The following is a 19665-nucleotide window of genomic DNA, read 5'->3' as shown; positions in this document are numbered from 1 at the left end:
GATTAAGCTAAACAGTCTTGTTTCGAAACTTGATCAGGGCAGCCCAATGGATTTAAAGCACATTTTAAATCTTCAATTTGTTCATGGGTGACATAGCCTTTAGATTTTAGGTAATCTGCAACTCGGTCATCACGTAGGCTTAAGAATGCTGCATCATAAACACCTAAATCTACAAATAAAGCAGCTGCTTCTAAGCTATTAAAACGGTCTAGGAACACATCATTGCCATACATTAGGAAAACATGGTCGTAATCCGCATGTGCATCGATTTTTAAACGAGCTGCCAATGTTGTTGGTGAGGTTTTGATAAAAAGCAAATCTGATAATTCATCAAATTGGGTCATATCTAAGATATTTTCACCGGTTTTTACTTTACCTAACCATGCTTTAAAGACCAGTACCGCACCGCCACGCAGTAACATGCTCCACACTTGATGACGAACTTCATCATTTAAGCATTCGCATTCATCTTCGAGACGTTGAACCAGTTTTTCTTCTTGTTGCGCTAATTTATCAAATAGACCTAAGCCTTGAGGATGATAAGCAACAGGGGTAAATACATCAAATTTTAATTCATCAAATACTTGAAGTGCTAAAGGCACAGCTGCTTGATAAATCGTGTTGAGTGCTTGTATTTGTGTGTCGTGGAGTTTGCTGTGTTTAAACAGATCTTGCCAATCAATTTCAGGCAGGATTGCATTTGCACCATATTGACGATGAAATTGTTGAGCTTGGTGTAGCCCATGTGGAACAGTTTCTGAAATATTCATGGTTAAAAATCCTATTTAAAATTGAATTCAAACGCTGTTTTTGTTTTCCTAAACATGAGCGTAGTTTTGTCTTGAAGTAATTTTTGATTTATCTGAGATGCAATAGGAATACGACTAAAGTTGTAGATAGGGTAAAAAGTAGTTTTTTATTTTTTAAAATCATATAAATAGAAAATTGTAACTAACTATACAAGTGTATATTTACTATTTTGATGTTATTTGCCATAGAAAAGAGGGCTTTGAAGTTTTTAGTCAATAAATGGGTTCGAGTTTTGCTTTTTTTTGAATGCTTTTGCACAAAGCTTAAAAAAAATTGCTATTCCACTTAAAAAATTGCGTTACAAAACCTCTAGAACGCAATGGTCTAGAGGTTGTAAATGTTTCAAAACATTAAAGAAGAACGTGATCAATAAACTGAAAAGGGTTGAACGTAGTGGAAGATTATTTAGAAATCTTCAAGCCAGATAACCATGCACGTAGAGAAGCAGGCTTCAATGGTTTCTTCAACAACACCACGTTGAGGTCTTTAACACGCTCTGGTAATTCAGGATCAGAATCTGCAGTAATCAGTGCTGAAGGAACATTTTCCTGACGGTTTTCGACAATAAAATCTAAGCCAATTTTGCCGTGATTTAAATGCTGATCAACCAACCAGACTTGAATATTTTCTTTTTGAATAATTTCCAAAGCTTGTTCAGGTTCAATGGCTTTAAAGACTTGATAACCCCATTTGGTCAGTAGCGTTGCCATACCCTCCAAAATCGTATCATCATTGTCCAAACATAAGATTTTATAAGCTTTGGCTTTTAATGGTACCGCTTGTACAGGTGATGAAACCACTTTAGGCGCTGCTACCATTGGCACATCAATCATAAAACACGAGCCTTTACCTAGTTCAGAATAAACATGCACAGGATAATCAAGCAAACTGGTCATACGTTGGACGATTGCCAGACCAAGCCCTAGGCCTTGTTCGCCCCATGGCGAGGTATGTCCACAACGCTCAAACTCTTGAAACAGCTTAATGCGTTGTTCTTCTGCAATCCCCGGACCGGTATCCCAGACACCGATACGGATATGATTTGGGCGATTGGAAGCACGTAACACACCAACAATCACACGTCCGCGAGCAGTATAACGTAAGGCATTACTGACAAAGTTTTGGATGATACGACGGATCCATTGTGGGTCGGTATCAATCCAGAATTGAGCATCATGGACACGCAATTGGATATTACGTTGTGCGGCGATTGATTTAAATTGCAGTTCTAAATCACTTAATAAATCATGCAGTGGATAAGCTTGGCGTTTCGGTTGGATTGAACCACCTTCCAGCCGTGCAATGTCTAAAAGGGCAGACAACATACTTTCAGCACCATGTAAGGCACGATCAAGTTGTTGTAAGGTTTTACGATCTTCATCCGATTGTACGCTTTGTTCTAAAGCGGTACTGAATAAACGTGCTGCGTGCATCGGTTGAAGTAAATCGTGGCTGGCTGCTGCAATAAAGCGGCTTTTTGACATATTGGCTTTATCGGCTTGCTCACGTGCCAGTTGTTGTTCAGATAAGGCATTTGCAAGCTGTTGGGTACGATCAGATACACGTGCTTCAAGTACCGCTTCATTTTCACGGAATGCAGTAATATCCGCAAAGGTCGTAACAAAACCACCACCTTCAATGGGATTACCACGCATTTGAATCACACGGCCATCTTTACGAATCCGTTCAAACTCATGTGCGCTACCAACTTTCATCCAATGAATTCGCTTACGTACATGTTCTTCTACCGAGCCTGGACCACATTCGCCACGCTCTGCGTTATAACGAATCAAATCGGCAATTGGGCAACCGACATAGACTAAATCTTTTGGATAATCAAACAACTTTAAATATTGATTGTTCCACGCGACCAAACACATGTTTTCATCAACCACACTGACGCCTTGGGTCATGTGGTCAATCATGGTCATGATGAGATTTTGGTTAAAGCGTTGCCATTGTGATGCTTGGTCGAGAATATTTGCCACTTGACCCAACGCCAAGCCATTATTGACCATAGCCGTGGTGAGTAATGTCCGTGCGGAGGCTGCCCCGATTGTACCTGCGAGGTATTGTTCAGTGAACCGCCACCACATCCCATTGGCACTGCTATTCTCATTGAGCACCACATTATTCATGGTACAAAATTGCTGAAAGGCATGGGTTGCTGGGCCTTCACCAGTAATCCGTTTGGCTAGTGCAATCAGATCACCGACTTTAAGTTTAGCGACGTCATGGTGTAAGTAATTAATGTCGGTAGAGGTATTTTGTGCAGGTAAGGGCTTGGTTTCATAATAGAAAAAGCTTTCTGCCTGTATTTGTTCAGCAATACTAGGACGATAAATACGAGAGACCCAAATATATAAGGTAATGTTTAAGCCAAGTGCCCAGATTACACCATGAGTAAGCGGGGCAAAAGATTCAAAACCAAATAAAGCTTCTGGTCTTAACCATTCAATATTTAAAGGCCCAAACATCAAAAATTGATGTGCAAACTGGCTATATTCAACAGGTAAGCTACGTAAAATCGTTGGCAATAATAAGGTATATGACCAAAGGATAAAGCCTACAACCAAGCCTGCATAAACCCCTTGGCGACTTCCACCACGCCAGTATAAACCACCAATTAAAGCCGGTGAAAATTGTGCAACCGCACTAAAAGCCAATAGTCCAAAGGTAGATAATTGGTCAATATCATTAAAGAAGTGGAAGAATAAAAATCCGAGTAACATTACCGCTAAAATACACACACGACGGGTAAATTTAAGTACCTGTGGTAAGCGTTTGTCATGACGAGAAAGAATGCCAAACTTCCATAGAGAAGGCATAATCAAGTCATTACTGAGCATGATGGACAGTGCCACAGAAGAGACTAATAGCATACCTGTTGATGCTGAAAAACCGCCTAAAAATGCCAGTAAAGATAACCAGTCTTGGTTATAACTAATCGGTAATGAGAGTACTGCAACATCAGGAATGGTCAGATATTTAGGTGCTGCATGAAGAGCCCAACTGGCGATTGGAATAATGGCAATAATGGTCAGAATCAAATATGCCGCAAACCACCGTCTTGCGCCACGAATATGTTTTTCATCGCGTAATTCAACCACGGCCACATGGAACTGACGCGGTAAACAGATAATCGCCAATGAAGCGAGTAATGTTTGAACCCAGAAGGTATCTGGCACACCAAACAGTTGTACTTCATGAAAAGTTTTTTGCACATCCTGTGAGATTTGTACAATATTTTGTGGATGATCAAAAATAAAGAAAAATGCCACGCAGAGCAGGGCAAATAGTTTTACAAATGATTCAAAAGCAACGGCAAGCATTAAACCGCCATGTTGTTCGGTATTGGCAATTTGTCTTGTGCCAAACATCATGGCCAAGATCGCCAATACAGCGGTAAGACCAAGCACACCATTGGTGGTAGTAGAGACCACTTGGGTATTGTGATCGAGCATGACGGAAGCGCTAAGCGCAATGGCGCGTAATTGTAGTGCTAAGTAAGGAATAATGGCGATTACAGCCAAGATGGTCACTAAGGACGCTAATGTTCCACTTTTACCATAACGTGCTGCGACAAAGTCGGCAATCGAAGAAATCGCATGATGTTGTCGAACGCGACCTAAACGACGCCAAATGTCATAACCTAGCCAGACAAATAATAAAGGTCCTAAATAAATCGGAAGGAAAATAATCCCCTCACGTACAGCAGCACCTGTTGCTCCATAAAATGTCCAAGATGAGCAATATACCCCCAATGTTAGACTAAAGAGAAGCATCCTGCCGCGCGTGCTTAATCGACTCGCATGCTTCTCACCAAAGAAGGCACAAACGAATAGAATGAGGATGTAAAGGGCCAGAACCCCTATAATTAACCAACTGTTCATAAGGACTACAGTATAAAAAGCTACGCCTATAATAACGCATACATGAACTGTCTCGTTTATTTTGCTCAAAATTTAACGACCAAAGTCTAAGTTACGAGAACCCCACAATATTGTTAATTTTGACCATGTAAAAAAAGACTAAAAAAAGCAACCAGCGTTCTGGTCGCTTATCAAGGAGCATGGTTATGGATGAGAGACAGGTAGAGGCGATTCTACAAAATCCAAAATTCAAGGAAATGGTTGCTAAAAAAAGTAAATTAAGCTGGACATTAACTGCAATTATGTTGTTCGTTTATGTTGGATTTATGCTTTTAGTTGGCTATAACAAAGAATTTTTAATGAGTTCATTTAGTGGTGGCATCACCACTTGGGGAATTCCTTTAGGTCTAGGAATTATTGTTTTATCTTTCGTATTGTGTGGTGTGTACTCATACATTGCCAACAATAAATTGGATCAATTGAATGCAGATGCAATGAAAGAAGTCGAAGCAATCGCCCACGAAAAAGGACTGCACTAAGATGAAATGGAACTCTTTAAAGACTAAAGCAGCTCTTGCATCTACTGCACTGCTTTCTACTGTTGCACAAGCAGGCCCAGATTTAGGTGAAGCTCAGCAGCAAGCGACCAACTGGCATGCAATCATTATGTTTGCAATTTTTGTTGGTTTAACCTTATTTATTACCAAATGGGCTGCAAAACAAACCACCAATACTGCGGACTTCTACACCGCTGGTGGTGGTATCTCTGGTTTCCAAAATGGTTTAGCGATTGCAGGTGACTATATGTCTGCTGCATCGTTCTTGGGTATTTCTGCATTGGTGTTTAGCTCAGGCTTTGATGGCTTGCTTTATTCACTGGGTTTCATGGTTGGCTGGCCAATCGTATTGTTCTTGGTTGCTGAGCGCCTACGTAACTTAGGTAAATATAACCTGTCTGACGTGGTTTCTTTCCGTTTAGAAGAAAAACCAGTACGTACACTTGCAGCAATCAGTTCGCTTGTAGTTGTGGCTTTCTATTTGATTGCTCAAATGGTGGGTGCTGGTCAGCTGATCAAACTGTTATTTGGTTTGAACTATAACATCGCAGTTGTGATTGTTGGTCTTCTGATGATGGCTTACGTGATCTTTGGTGGGATGTTGGCGACAACTTGGGTACAGATCATTAAAGCAGTGATGTTACTTTCAGGTGCAACATTCATGGCGTTCATGGTGATGCATTCTGTCGGTTATAGCTTCTCTGAAATGTTCAAGCAATCTATTGATGTATTTGCAAAAGTACATGATGTTAGTCTTGATGATGCAACCAAAATTATGGGACCAGGCAGTTTGGCGAAAAACCCACTCGATGCTTTGTCACTTGGTTTAGCACTCATGTTTGGTACAGCAGGTTTACCACATATTCTTATGCGTTTCTTTACAGTTAAAGATGCTAAAGAAGCACGTAAATCTGTGGTTGTTGCAACAGGTTTCATTGGTTACTTCTATTTATTAACCTTCATTATCGGTTTCGGTGCGATCCTTTTCGTATCAAACAACCCACAATTTATTGATGTTGCAAAAATGGCTGTGACTGGCAAACTAGAATTAGTTGGCGGTAACAACATGGCAGCGGTACACCTTGCAGATGCAGTGGGTGGCGATCTGTTCATGGGCTTTATTTCAGCAGTTGCATTCGCAACGATTCTTGCGGTAGTTGCGGGTTTGACACTGTCAGGTGCTTCAGCAATTTCACATGACTTGTACGCAAACGTATTGAAAAAAGGTCAAACAACCCCTGAATCTGAATTACGTATGTCGAAGATTGCAACACTTGGTCTTGCGATCTTTGCGATGATCTTAGGTATTTTGTTCGAGAAACAAAACGTTGCCTTCATGGTTGGTTTAGCATTCTCTGTCGCGGCGTGTGCAAACTTCCCAGTATTGGTTCTTTCAATGTTCTGGAAAGGCTTAACTACACGTGGTGCTGTTGTTGGTGGTGTTGTCGGTCTAGTGACAGCGGTGACTTTAATTATCTTATCTAAAGCAGTTTGGGTAGACACATTAAAAATCTCTGATACTCCGATCAACTCATTCAATGGTCCTGCAATCTTTGCAATGCCATTAGCATTCATCTGCTGTTGGTTATTCTCTGTGACAGATAAATCTGCACGTGCAGAAGCAGAGCGCAAAGCATTTGATGCACAGTTTGTACGTTCACAAACAGGTATTGGTATCTCTGGTGCTTCAGATCACTAAGTGATTTGAGATCAGCCTAAAAAACACCTTTTCGAAGGTGTTTTTTTATGGCTTATGCAAAGCCAAAACTCAATCATCCCAGTTTGAGCCTTTAAGCGATATACAGCTTGTTTGATGCTGATTTATCAGTTGAATGATCACGAAAAATTGAAAGGATTTAAGAAACCCAATGAATATGTTAATTTGAATGTTTAAAAGAACAATCAGAATCAGAAAATATGCGTTCAATGATCGAATTTTGGAAAGGTTTTAAACAATTACCATCAGCATGGTTATTGTTGGTCCAACTGCTTATTTTAGTTTTATCTGTCTATACCAATGCCAGCAGAAGTTATCAAATTTTAACTTGGTTACTCGGTGTATCCGCGTTACTGATTATTGCCAAAGTGATTCGACAAACACCGACATTTACACTGTTGGGCTTAACCTTTGTCACAGGGGCATTTGTACTGTCCTTTCTAATGTTGATTGGTTTTCATTCTGTTACTTTGCAAATCTTTGCACATTCATTTGAAGCAGCCGCTTATTTTTGTGCAGCATATGGTTTAATCCGTTATATGTTTGCAGATCGTTATTTAACCAAAGATGAGCTGTTTGCTGCAGGTGCAGTATTTACCCTGATCGCATGGGGATTTGCCTTCTTATACAGTATTTGTCAATTGCTGGTTCCACAGAGTTTTCAAAACCCAAATCATGTTGCGGACTACCAATCTTGGCTGGATTTATTGTTCATTAGTTTTAGTCTGCAATCGGCAACGGGATTGTCCGATTTGATTCCTGTTGCACCTGCTGCGCGGGTGATTTCAATGTTGCAAATGTTCTGTGGCGTGATGTATTTTGCCCTGATCGTCTCACGGATGATTGCCCTGCAATATATTGAAAATAAACCAAAATCATGAACTAATGATCTTGTTACATTTAGTAAATTGTTGAAAATGTTAATTTAAATTATAATGTGGCCTGAATCCAATCGCTGTTCTACAGGATTCGTCTTTTTTCACACCTGTGAATGCCTTTTTTTGACTTTAAAAAGTCTGTCCATTGAGTATAAAAACCTGGGGGAAATATGCCTTCCAAAAAAATCACTTGGTTTGACAATGTCAATCCAAATGTTTTCTTGAGCACTGTTGGAATTATTGCGCTTTTTTTAGCCGTTGTTGTCTTTGCACCAAATGCCTTTGAACTGATTACTCAAAGGATGAACCGCTGGATCACCGATTCATTTAGTTGGTTCTATGTTTTATCTGTCGCAATATTTTTAATTGTGCTGATTTTTATTGCCTTTTCTGACATGGGTAAAATCAAGCTTGGACCTGATCATAGCCAGCCTGAGTATAGTAATGGGTCATGGTTTGCCATGCTATTTACTGCGGGTATGGGGATCGGGTTAATGTTCTTCAGTGTTGCAGAACCTGTCATGCATTATGTCAATCCACCTACCGGTGATCCACAAACCATTGAATCTGCCCAAGAAGCAATGAGAATTACCTTTTTCCATTGGGGCTTACATGCTTGGGCTATCTATGCGGTTGTAGGTTTAACGCTGGCTTATTTTGCTTTTCGCTATAACTTGCCACTCAAAGTTCGTTCGGGTTTATTTCCGATTATTGGCCAACGAATTCATGGTCCAATCGGAGATGCGGTCGATACTTTTGCCACCATTGGTACCGTATTTGGTGTAGCTACCACGTTAGGATTTGGGGTAACGCAAATTAACTCTGGCTTAAATTATTTATTTGGCTGGGAAAGTAATATTAGCACCCAAATCTTTTTGATTATTGTGGTGAGTACGCTGGCTTCATTGTCGGTTTTCCTTGGATTAGATAAGGGAATCAAACGACTTTCTGAACTGAATCTAATTTTAGCCTTGGTATTACTGGGCTTTGTATTCCTTGCCAGTTCCAGTATTTATATCCTGCAAGCAACCATTCAAAACGCTGGGCAGTATATTTCGAATTTATTTAGCATGACCTTTAATTTATATGCTTATCAATCGAATGGCTGGATTGGGGGGTGGACCATTATGTATTGGGCATGGTGGATTTCTTGGTCACCATTTGTCGGTATGTTTATTGCGCGTGTTTCAAAAGGTCGAACCATTCGAGAGTTTATTGTCGGTGTACTGCTTATTCCGACAGGCTTTACCTTGATCTGGATGGGATTTATTGGCAATGCTGCCTTGTTTAGTATTATGGAACAAGGGCAGACGGGGCTGATTTCTGCGGTACAAAAAGATTCATCAGTTGCATTGTTTGAGTTTTTAACCCACCTGCCTTTTTCAGGTGTGTTTAGTCTTATTGCGACACTCCTAGTGGTGTTGTTCTTTGTTACCTCTGCGGATTCTGGTGCATTGGTGACCGATTATCTCACTGCGAAAACAGAAAATTCGCCGATATGGCAACGCTTGTTCTGGACTGTTTTAATGGCGGTCTTGTCGATCATTCTATTAATGGTTGGTGGGCTAGGCGCACTACAATCGGCCACCATGATGAGTGCCTTACCATTCACCTTTATTATGCTGTTGTTGTGTTGGGGCTTAGTCAAAGCATTGCGCTTAGATGTCACCAAAATGCAGGCTTTGCAAGTGGCAAGAATCACACCGAGAGCTGTGCAAAACCCACGTAGTTGGCAGCAACGTTTGGGCTTAATCATGCACTATCCGCATACGTTGGCCGAAGTACAACATTATATTCAGGTTGATGTGATTAAGGCTTTTGAAAGTATTCGTTTTGAGTTTAAACGCCGTGATTTAAATGTGGTGATTAAAGAAACCGAAGACGGTGTTCAACTGAGTGTGGATCATCATGATGAGTTCAATTTTATCTATAAAGTCATTGCACGCAAAATGGTTGCGCCAAGCTTTATGATGAATGAAGAACATCAGGAAACCGATGATTTTTATCAAGCAGAAATATTTTTAAGAGAAGGTGGTCAAAACTATGATGTGATGGAGTGGACGCAAGAAGACTTGATTCAAGACATCATTGACCAATATGAACGCCATCTACATTTCTTAAATGTACTGAGAAACTAAGTTGTTTATTTAAAAAATAAAGGCAATAAAAAAGGACTCGTATGAGTCCTTTTTTTGATTCAATTTCTAAGCAACTTAGAAACGGAATTTAGCGTTTAAGCCAACAGTTTGCGTATCACCAACATACGAAATTGCTTGGCCTTTATTGTTTTCGTAGTTTGCATTTACGTAGCTTGCACCAACTGCAATCGCAGGCGTGATGAAGTAGTTTACGTTTGCACCCCAAGCTGAATCAGGCGTACCTTCGTAGCTAGACGCTGCGTAAGAAGCACCAACGCTTAATTGTGGGTTCAAATAGAAATCAGTTTTGAACTGGTATGCAGTCGCATCACCATAGATGATGCCTGATTCAAACGCTAAAGACATATTTGTACCGTCAATACCGCCAACGTATTTAGCACGTGCAGTGATTGCGTCTTGGTCTTCACCAATTGTTGCAGCTTCAGCAGTCGCTTTAGCAACGCCGTTACCCATAACATTGAATGCATCTAAAGCAACTTGGTCAGCAACGTTAGTATAACCAACAGCAACTAAGAAGTTTTGAGTAGGAAGAGCACCCACTTCTAATGCAAAACGATCGCCTTGATCATTTGGCAAGCCATTTTTACCGTCAAGAATTGTGTGGCTATAAGAAGCACTTGCGTATGCAGGTACATATGGAGTAGGAACATAAAGTTCAGCTTTAGCGCCGTAGTTATGTGCAACTACACCACCGTCTAATTCGCCATAGTTATATGCTAAAGAAACATTTGATGCTTGGTTTAAGAACGCTGCTTCAGCCAATGGACCTTTTGAAGAGTCAACATTTTTGAAGTAGTAAGTACCTTGCAAACCACCAGTGAAATCTTTGTCATTTTCAGTTGTATCGATATACTCTGATTGACCTTGAATTTCAAATTGGTATGCTTGAGCGCCGGTCATGGCTAATAATAAAGCAGTGGCTAAACCGAGTTTTTTCATAATCTTTTCCAATAGGAGAAATTGGTGAAACAGACGGCATTGTATTGTAACAAGATATTAAGTCAATGACGTTTAAGGCCACTGTTTACAAAGTAGATACATGAAATTTACATTGTTTAAAAAACGTACATTTGAACAGCTTTACGTCAACCTGGAAAAAAACTTAATTAGAACAACAGACTAAATTCAGACAAAAGTTTTATTTCATATAAAACAGATATCAAATTGTTAAATTAATACATTCATTTTATTGTTTATTTGTGTTTTTTGATCGATATTACCGATGGTTGTTTTGCGATCAATGTCAAGAAAATGTCATTAAATTCTGCTTATTTTTAGAATTAATTTGTGATTGTATAATCATTTCATGTGAATATTGTTGTTTTATTCTCAATTATTTATAAAAACGATAATTAATTTATATCCGATCAATTTAATAGGTTTTACAAAGTAAAAGATATTTTGGATAATGAGTCAATAAAGTTCATTCATTTTAAATGAATTTTTTTGAGATTTAGAGTTTATATGCCCAGCTTTCCCCAAGGTTGGGCTTTTTTTTTTATTTAAAAATTCAAAGCAAATCGTATTAAACAGACAATAAAAATATTGCACCAATATGTAGCATAATTAAGCAAAAGATGAATTGTGTTGGCATGATTCTTGCCAAAAAAAATCCCAATTTTCAAAGAAAACTGGGATTTTTCGCCAAAATCTGGAGCAAATCAATAAATTCTGCTGAGGAATATTAATAAATTGCCCTAATGAAGTGCATTATGCACCAATATATTGCACCTGTAAATATTTTCTTACATTCAATTTAAAAAATAATTCATGGGCTCATCTACACTATTTCAGATTGAGTCAATGCCTAAGTAAAGTTTATGAGTAATTACCGATTTAAATCTAAAATAAAAAGCAGTGTATTGATCATTCTGAGTAGTGTGGCATTTTCAGGTTGTGTTTCTAATGCCAATTTGCATGATCCAGCGTCATCACAAAGAATAAGTGAAATCCCGTTGTTGTTTAATTATGCGCAAACTCAAGCCGTCTTTGTGACTTATGATGGAACTCAATTTAAACGTTATGGGAATGATTTAAATAGAGCCAAGACTGCCTATATTCCAGCCTCTACTTTTAAAATGTTGAATGCCTTAATTGGTTTGCAACATGCGAAAGCGACGAATACAGAAGTATTTAAGTGGAATGGAGAAAAAAGATCTTTTCCTGCATGGGAAAAAGATATGACCTTGGCACAAGCAATGCAGGCTTCAGCCGTACCTGTATATCAGGAGTTGGCACGACGTATTGGCTTGGATTTGATGAGTAAAGAAGTCAAGCGTGTTGGTTTTGGCAATACACAAATTGGTCAACAGGTAGATAATTTCTGGCTAGTCGGCCCATTGAAAATTACCCCAGAACAAGAAGCTAAATTTGCTTATCAATTGGCAAACAAAACATTGCCTTTTGATGATGCTGTACAGCAACAAGTTAAAGATATGCTCTATGTCGAAAGACGGGGTGATTCCAAGCTTTATGCCAAAAGTGGATGGGGAATGGATGTGGAGCCACAAGTGGGGTGGTACACAGGATGGGTGGAACAGCCGAATGGTCAGATCACTGCTTTTGCTTTAAACATGCACATGCAGACAGGGGATGATCCTGCTGAACGCAAGCAACTGACATTAAGTATCTTGGATAAATTAGGCTTATTCTTTTATTTGAGATAAATGCAGTAGATAAAAAAATGCCCAGTTTATTGGGGGAAACTGGGCAATAAAAAAGGTATATTTTCAAATCATGAGAATTTCTATCTAAGTCCAATTTTATGCAAATTCTATTTATATGTAAAATGTGAATTTTGAATATTACTCATCTATAAAAACGATAATATAAAGGCGTTGAACGCTGTAGATTAAACTTGATTATGTGGAGTAGTTTATGTGTATATATTCTATAATATAAACAAAATTTCTTTAGCTTTATTGCGATATAACTTCCCACAGGACCATGGTGATGGTGCATGAACTCAGATCAGAACAAATAAGCACGCGTTTGCTTATCCTCATGTCAGTCATCATTTTGTCTGTTTTGTTAATTGCTGTTCCACAAATCATCAGTAATTATCGAGAGTATAGTCGAGCAAATCGAGCTTTAGTCAATATTCAAGCCTTGCAAGTTTTTGCTGAAACATCCAATAAAATTTCACGGGAAAGAGCGCCAACAAATAAAGCAATGTCGAGCACGACAGCAAATTTTCCAGACAGAATAAAAGAATTGCAGGACTATCGTAAGGACGTAGATCAGCAGATTAATTTAACCGTCGAGACCTTAAACAAGGCGGGGTTTACCAGTTTGGCGGATCAAGTTGATGTTCAGTTAAGACATGATTTGAACATCGCCCGCAAACAAGTCGATGCTTATTTAGCCTTACCGTTAAAAGAACGTAATTCAGTGCAAATGGATCAAGTGATTCAGGGAATGTTTCGGGCGTGGGACAGTTGTAGAGCCATGTTGCAGCAATTAATTAACCATTCAAAAAAGAATAATAGCGATGTGACAGATTATGCTTCAATTGTGCTGATATTGGCTGATTTACGAGATCAATCTGGACGAGTTGCGTCTAACATCATGGCACCCCTGAGCTTTTCCGAACCCCTGCCTGAATATAACAAAGCACGCTCATTACAAACGCAAGAACAGGTTAAATATTTATGGCGTTTGATGGATACCATGCAAATAGAATCCTTAAAAACCCCTGAGTATCTTTATTTATATGGTCAAGTGAAAACTCAATTTATTGACCAAGGTTTACCCATTGTAAATCGTTTGGTGCAAGAGAGCAGAAATCAGCAGCCTTATTTTTTAACGGCAAACCAACTGACAGATGCAATCGTGGATAAGTTTACCACGGTGGTAAATTTACAAAAATATTTACTAGAAACCCATGCCTTAAGTGCACGTCATCGAATGGAATCGGAGCAACGTCAATTTTTTATCACGCTATTTATTTCTCTTTTGTCATTGTCGGTCGCAGTTTTTACAATGTTATATACACGTAAAAAGTTATTTGAACCCTTGATATATGCAAGAAATATGATTTTGGAACTGTCACAAGTACAAGAGCGTGATTATTTAGGGGATGCTTCGATACAAACCAAAGAGGTGCATACCCTAACTGATGCGCTTGATAAATTAAAAGAAATGCTCAAGCAACGCGATGCTTTTGAATTTCAATTACAAAATAGCGCCAACACTGACAGTTTAACCGGTGTTTCAAATCGATTGGCTTTAGATGTTTATTTAAAAAATATTGCGACACAAACGGAGCGGTTTCAAGAGTTGACCTTGATCATGGTGGATATTGATAATTTTAAATATGTGAATGATCGCTTTGGGCATATTTTAGGTGATTCGGTTATTGTTGAAATTGCTCGATGTTTAAAAGCAAATATTGCGCAATCTGATTTGATTGTACGTTTTGGTGGCGATGAGTTTTTGATTTTGATTGATCGTATTCAATGGGATTGGGCGTTGCAAATTTCTGAAAGCATTTTGGCTGATGTCTCACGGTTAAATTTTAACAGTTCAATGTCTAACGAACAGCTCAATGTTTCTGTCAGTATTGGCGTGGCAACAGGGGCTGAAAGTTGGGAAGCCTTATTTAATCGGGCAGATGCATCGCTATTTAAGGCCAAAGCACAAGGTCGAAATAAAGTCGTGGGATGATCGACTGGGAATCTTGATGATGATTAACCGGTTAGAAAATATTGATTGATCATCAGCATTCAATAATAAGAATATTGAATTATTTTGCAGTGACTTTACGTAACTCAGCATACAATTGATTTAAAAATTGTTGCTGTTCTGCATTGTCTTGAAAGTGACGTTGATACAGGACACTACAGCTTTCCACATCGACAATATTATTGAGATTAAATGACCAATCCTCTGTATTTTTAATACCAATCCCCAGATCATCACCACAACGTTGCCACTGTTTGGAGAAACCAGAGTTTTGATTGGGAGCAAGTTGCTTAAATTCTGCTTTAAGGCTAAAGCCGCGCATTTCTGAGTTGGTGAATTTGTTGATCGCACTGATTGGTACACCACCCCAAGTGATGGTTTTTCCACTCGGCATTGAGATGCTTTGCAGTTTACTTTCACTCATTAACTGACTTTGTCTGCCGGTTTTAAAGCCCAGTTTTTCGTAGGTCAAAGTAGAGCCAACAGGAAGCTGTATTTTTTTAATCAGTAAGGGCTGGGTGGTGATAAAATAAGGATTGTCGGGTCTGCCATTACCACCCGCAATGTTTATACTACAACTGCTGAGTAAACAGATACTTGGGACTAAAAAACATAAGTAAAGAAGCTTCATAAGGAAAATATCCTGTGCTATGCATTGATCTTGCCTTGTTTAAATTAGAAATGCAAAATTTGCTTTAGAAAATCCCAAAATTAAGCAGATGATTATTGAAATATATGAAGAAAAAGGCTGAGAATCTGAGTTTTATAAAAATTATATGAACTATTTAATTTCGAGCTTAGATGATTAATTTACCCCTAATCCATATGGGATAAAGAGAGAAACTCCCTCCTTATTTAAAGGAGAGAGTGAAAGATGCAGGGAATTACTTCAACAACGGCTTTAAGAACTTCGCTGTATGTGAAACTTTAGATTTCACCACCTGTTCTGGGGTACCTTCCGCAATAATCTGACCACCACCTGCGCCACCTTCAGGGCCTAAATCAATCACCCAGTCCGCCGTCTTAATCACATCGAGATTATGCTCAATCACCACAATGGTATTGCCCTTATTGCGTAGTTCATGAAGAATATCGAGCAGTTTGGCAATATCATGGAAATGCAAACCAGTGGTTGGCTCATCCAGTACATACAAGGTTTTACCTGTATCGCGTTTTGCCAGCTCACGTGCCAGTTTGACCCGTTGCGCTTCACCACCAGATAGCGTTGTTGCAGACTGACCTAAGCGGATATAGCCTAACCCGACTTGGTTTAAGGTTTCCAAACGACGGTGAATCACAGGGATTGCATCAAAGAAATGCATTGCATCTTCGACGGTCATTTCCAATACGTCAGAAATATTCTTGCCTTTATAACCAACTTCCAAGGTTTCACGGTTATAACGCTGACCATGACAGTTATCACAAGGCACGTACATATCGGGTAAAAAGTGCATGGCAACTTTGATCATACCATCCCCCTCACACACCTCACAGCGCCCGCCTTTGACGTTAAACGAGAAACGACCTGCAGCATAACCACGGGCTTTAGCTTCAGGGGTTTGCGCAAACAATTCACGAATCGGGGTAAATAAACCAGTATATGTCGCTGGGTTAGAACGTGGAGTACGCCCAATCGGACTTTGGTCAATGTCTACCACTTTATCAAGGAACTGTAAGCCATCAATCGAATCAAACTTTTCAGCAGTTAAGGTGGTTGCACCATTTAATTGCGTCGCTGCAAGTGGTAACAGGGTACGGTTAATTAAGGTTGATTTACCTGAACCCGAAACACCTGTCACACAAGTCATCACACCTAAAGGAATCGTCAAATCAACATTTTGTAAGTTATGCCCTGATGCGCCCATCAGTTTAATTTGTTCTTCAGGTTTAGGTGGTTTAACCCGCTCTTTGGGCACCGCAATTTTTAACTTACCAGATAGGTATTTTCCTGTTAGTGAGTTCTCATTGGCTGCGAGTTCATCATAGGTTCCTTCGGCAATGATATGACCGCCATGTACACCAGCACCCGGACCGATATCAATAATATGGTCAGCTGCACGAATTGCATCTTCATCATGCTCAACCACTAAAACGGTATTGCCCAGATCACGCAAACGAACCAGTGTTTCAAGTAAACGATCATTATCACGTTGGTGTAAACCAATGGATGGCTCATCTAAAACGTACATCACCCCCATTAGACCAGCACCAATTTGTGAGGCTAGGCGGATACGTTGTGCTTCACCACCTGAAAGTGTTTCAGCAGAACGAGACAGGCTTAAATAATTTAAACCGACTGATACAAGGAAGTGCAAACGCTCGCGAATTTCTTTAAAAATTTTATCGGCAATTTCACCTTTGGCACCTTCAAGATTTAAATCTTGATAGTAGCTTTCAGCATCACCAATCGACATTTTGGTAATTTGGGCAATGGTTTTGTCTTTAACACGGACATGACGTGAAATTTCATTTAAACGTGAGCCGCCACAAGCATCACAAGCGGCATTGGATAAGTACTGCGCCAGATCATCACGGACATAATTAGATTCAGTTTCACGATAACGACGCTCTAAATGAGGCAAAATACCTTCAAAAGGTTGTACCCGATTGTGTTTACGACCACGCTCATCGATATAGCTAAGATCAACTTTTTCTTTGCCTGTACCGTAAAGAAATTTCTTTTTCGTATCAGCGTCGAGTTCATTCCAAGGCGTGTCTAAAGAAAAGCCAAAATGATCTGCAACTTTCTGAATCATGCTGTAATAGTATGGACGTTGTCTGTCCCAGCCACGGATTGCACCTTGGCTGATAGAAACATCTGGGCTTGGAATCAGTTTTTCAGCACTGAAATGACTACGGGTACCTAAACCGTCGCAGACAGGGCAGGCACCAAATGGGTTATTGAACGAGAACAAACGTGGTTCGAGTTCAGCAACAGCACGGTCGCATTCAGGGCAGGAATGTTTTGCTGAAAATACACGGTCAGGATGTTCACCACCTATCCACGATAAAATCGCCAGATCACTGCCTAAACGTAATGCTGTTTCAAAGCTTTCAGCAATTCGGTTACCTAAGTCATCACGGACTTTAAAGCGGTCAACCACAACTTCAATGGTGTGCTTTTTCTTTTTATCGAGTTCTGGTGGTGTATCGATATCAATCACTTCACCATCCACGCGCGCGCGGACAAAACCTTGGCTTTGTAATTGCTCAAACAGGTTGCTGTATTCGCCTTTACGCTCACGAACAACTGGTGCAAGGAGCATCAACGCTGTACCTTCTTCCAGTCCTTTCACTGCATCGACCATTTCAGAAACAGTCTGTGCAACCATCGGCAAGTCATGCTCTGGGCAGTAAGGTGTACCAACACGTGCATACAGTAAACGTAAATAGTCGTAGATTTCAGTAATGGTTCCCACGGTTGAACGGGGGTTATGGCTGGTAGACTTCTGTTCAATCGCAATCGCAGGGCTTAAACCTTCAATTGAATCAACTTCAGGCTTTTCCATTTGTGAAAGGAACTGACGTGCATAAGCAGATAAAGATTCGACATAACGGCGCTGACCCTCAGCATATAAGGTATCGAAAGCCAGAGATGATTTCCCTGAGCCTGAGAGTCCTGTGATGACCACAAACTTGTCACGTGGAATATCGAGTGACACATTTTTTAAATTATGGGTACGTGCGCCTCGAATACGGATATGACTTTGACTCATAAAAGCTTTCTCGAAATTATGCGAATTAAAGGGGTATATGATAGCGATTTAATTTTGTTCAAGCTGTAAAAAATAGTTTTTAAACGACAAATTGTGTCATGTAACTGACCATTTAAAACTGTGATGGAGTTTGAGTTTTTGAATAAAATAATAAGATTCATATATTTATGATAGTTTTAAACAATTCATAGGGTCGCATTCAGCTACTTTAAAATCAAAGTTATAATTTATTTAAAATAAGTCACTGAAGAAAAATGAGATATGCAGTCAGTTTTTTGATGCTGTGCTGATTTCTGAGTACTTATTTTGATATTGCATAGGGTAGAACGAGTAAATCAGATCAGCTTTAAGATTGGTCCTGTGATGCAATCAATAACCACTTATCTAAAAAAGAGAATTGTTAGACAAAGGTTCTGTGATTAACCATTGTTTTTATTATAAAATGTGTGATATCTATCGCACTTGTGGAGGGCTCGAAAATGAATATACGAAAAATTATATCAGTTATTTGTTTTGCATTTTCTTGCAATGTCTTGGCAGGCGAGACTTCACAAGTTTTATTTGATCAAGTGTTAAATTTAAAACCCAATCAATTGTACGAATTAGAATTAGAAGATGTACAAGCGGGGGATCAGATTTGGACAGCGGTTTATTTGGTTGGACGACAAAATTATCCAGGACTTACTGCAAAAGTTGAGTTTGTCATGGACAATCAGGGCCTGTTAAATAAAGCCAATCCCAGTGAGCATACTGTATATCAAACACTGATTGCAGAAAATTTGACGCAAACCAATCAATATTCACTCAAGCAATTCAAAGGCTTAAACACATTCATTGAAGATGCTTCAGAACAGCTGATTACAGATCCGATATTGGAAAAAACAGATAGCATTCGTATTTATAGTCAAGTGAATGACTGGATCCCTGAATACAACACTTATGAACCCACCAAAGTGAAATTTGGCATTCAAAATCCTTTGGATTTTGACATTGTTGCGGCTTATGTTTTGGTGGGCAAGGGTGAAAAGCCTGCTGAACTCAGTGAATTAAATTTTAAAAATATTCAAGCCACTTATGCCTCACCTTTACCGCCAGTACCAGCTGATTTTACCCAAGCTGAAGTGAATAAATCTGAGACGCACTTGAGTAGAAGTGAGCTAAAATTTATCTTTTTTATTGTGATGGCGATTGTCATGGGCTTGGTTGCGTTTATTAACCGTGGCAAATTAAAACGCGCTTTTTAAAGCTTTAACTTATAGCGCATTAAATTTCT

The 19665-nt window shown here is 39.3% G+C and carries 12 protein-coding genes; 7 read left to right on the top strand and 5 right to left on the bottom strand.

The genetic code is table 11. From position 1 onward, the window contains the following. Positions 1–2: 2 nt before the first annotated feature. Together AS4_RS20570 and AS4_RS20565 are read right to left on the bottom strand one after the other, a co-directional pair. Positions 3–770, bottom strand: a complete 768-nt coding sequence (locus AS4_RS20570) for a hypothetical protein (protein ID WP_096735339.1) — start codon at positions 768–770, stop codon at positions 3–5. Between the two features lie 441 nt (positions 771–1211). Next, the gene (locus AS4_RS20565) at positions 1212–4703 is read right to left on the bottom strand and encodes a PAS domain-containing hybrid sensor histidine kinase/response regulator (protein WP_096735338.1); all 3492 of its coding nucleotides are present in this window, start codon (positions 4701–4703) and stop codon (positions 1212–1214) included. 185 nt (positions 4704–4888) lie between these two features. Here AS4_RS20565 and AS4_RS20560 point away from each other — a divergent pair, with 185 nt between their 5' ends. The 4 genes from AS4_RS20560 to AS4_RS20545 all read left to right on the top strand — a co-directional run bounded on the left by AS4_RS20560 (position 4889) and on the right by AS4_RS20545 (position 9972). After that, positions 4889–5221 carry a DUF485 domain-containing protein gene (locus tag AS4_RS20560; RefSeq protein WP_004725226.1) on the top strand — a complete coding sequence of 111 codons (333 nt, stop codon included), beginning with the start codon at positions 4889–4891 and terminating at the stop codon, positions 5219–5221. Between the two features lies 1 nt (position 5222). Beyond that, positions 5223–6938: a cation acetate symporter gene (locus AS4_RS20555; RefSeq protein ID WP_004725228.1), complete on the top strand. Its 1716-nt coding sequence runs from the start codon at positions 5223–5225 to the stop codon at positions 6936–6938. Positions 6939–7156: 218 nt separating this feature from the next. Beyond that, entirely contained in the window at positions 7157–7837 is a 681-nt protein-coding gene (locus AS4_RS20550; RefSeq protein WP_034612723.1) for an ion channel, read from the top strand. A gap of 167 nt (positions 7838–8004) precedes the next feature. Then, positions 8005–9972: a BCCT family transporter gene (locus AS4_RS20545; protein WP_096735337.1), complete on the top strand. Its 1968-nt coding sequence runs from the start codon at positions 8005–8007 to the stop codon at positions 9970–9972. A gap of 75 nt (positions 9973–10047) precedes the next feature. On the opposite strand, the gene omp33-36 is transcribed toward AS4_RS20545, so the two are convergent. Continuing rightward, positions 10048–10932: a porin Omp33-36 gene (gene omp33-36 / locus AS4_RS20540; RefSeq protein ID WP_096735336.1), complete on the bottom strand. Its 885-nt coding sequence runs from the start codon at positions 10930–10932 to the stop codon at positions 10048–10050. Positions 10933–11813: 881 nt separating this feature from the next. Here omp33-36 and AS4_RS20535 point away from each other — a divergent pair. Together AS4_RS20535 and AS4_RS20530 are read left to right on the top strand one after the other, a co-directional pair. Next, positions 11814–12659 carry an OXA-274 family carbapenem-hydrolyzing class D beta-lactamase OXA-667 gene (locus tag AS4_RS20535; protein WP_096735335.1) on the top strand — a complete coding sequence of 282 codons (846 nt, stop codon included), beginning with the start codon at positions 11814–11816 and terminating at the stop codon, positions 12657–12659. A 286-nt stretch (positions 12660–12945) separates the two neighbouring features. Beyond that, positions 12946–14658: a GGDEF domain-containing protein gene (locus tag AS4_RS20530; protein WP_034612708.1), complete on the top strand. Its 1713-nt coding sequence runs from the start codon at positions 12946–12948 to the stop codon at positions 14656–14658. A gap of 79 nt (positions 14659–14737) precedes the next feature. Here AS4_RS20530 and AS4_RS20525 read toward each other — a convergent pair whose 3' ends face one another. Further along, complete coding sequence (locus tag AS4_RS20525; protein ID WP_096735334.1) at positions 14738–15307, bottom strand: hypothetical protein; 570 nt, start codon at positions 15305–15307, stop codon at positions 14738–14740. 253 nt (positions 15308–15560) lie between these two features. Further along, the gene (gene uvrA / locus AS4_RS20520; RefSeq protein ID WP_096735333.1) at positions 15561–18392 is read right to left on the bottom strand and encodes an excinuclease ABC subunit UvrA; all 2832 of its coding nucleotides are present in this window, start codon (positions 18390–18392) and stop codon (positions 15561–15563) included. A 479-nt stretch (positions 18393–18871) separates the two neighbouring features. On the opposite strand from uvrA, the gene AS4_RS20515 reads away from it, so the two are divergent. Next, a complete protein-coding gene (locus AS4_RS20515) occupies positions 18872–19636 on the top strand; it encodes a hypothetical protein (protein ID WP_096735332.1) in 765 nt (254 codons plus the stop codon). The last annotated feature ends 29 nt before the right edge of the window (positions 19637–19665 follow it).

It is taken from the genome of Acinetobacter guillouiae (assembly GCF_002370525.2).
Taxonomy (GTDB): domain Bacteria; phylum Pseudomonadota; class Gammaproteobacteria; order Pseudomonadales; family Moraxellaceae; genus Acinetobacter; species Acinetobacter guillouiae.
This window is presented reverse-complemented; position numbering and strand designations above follow the sequence as displayed.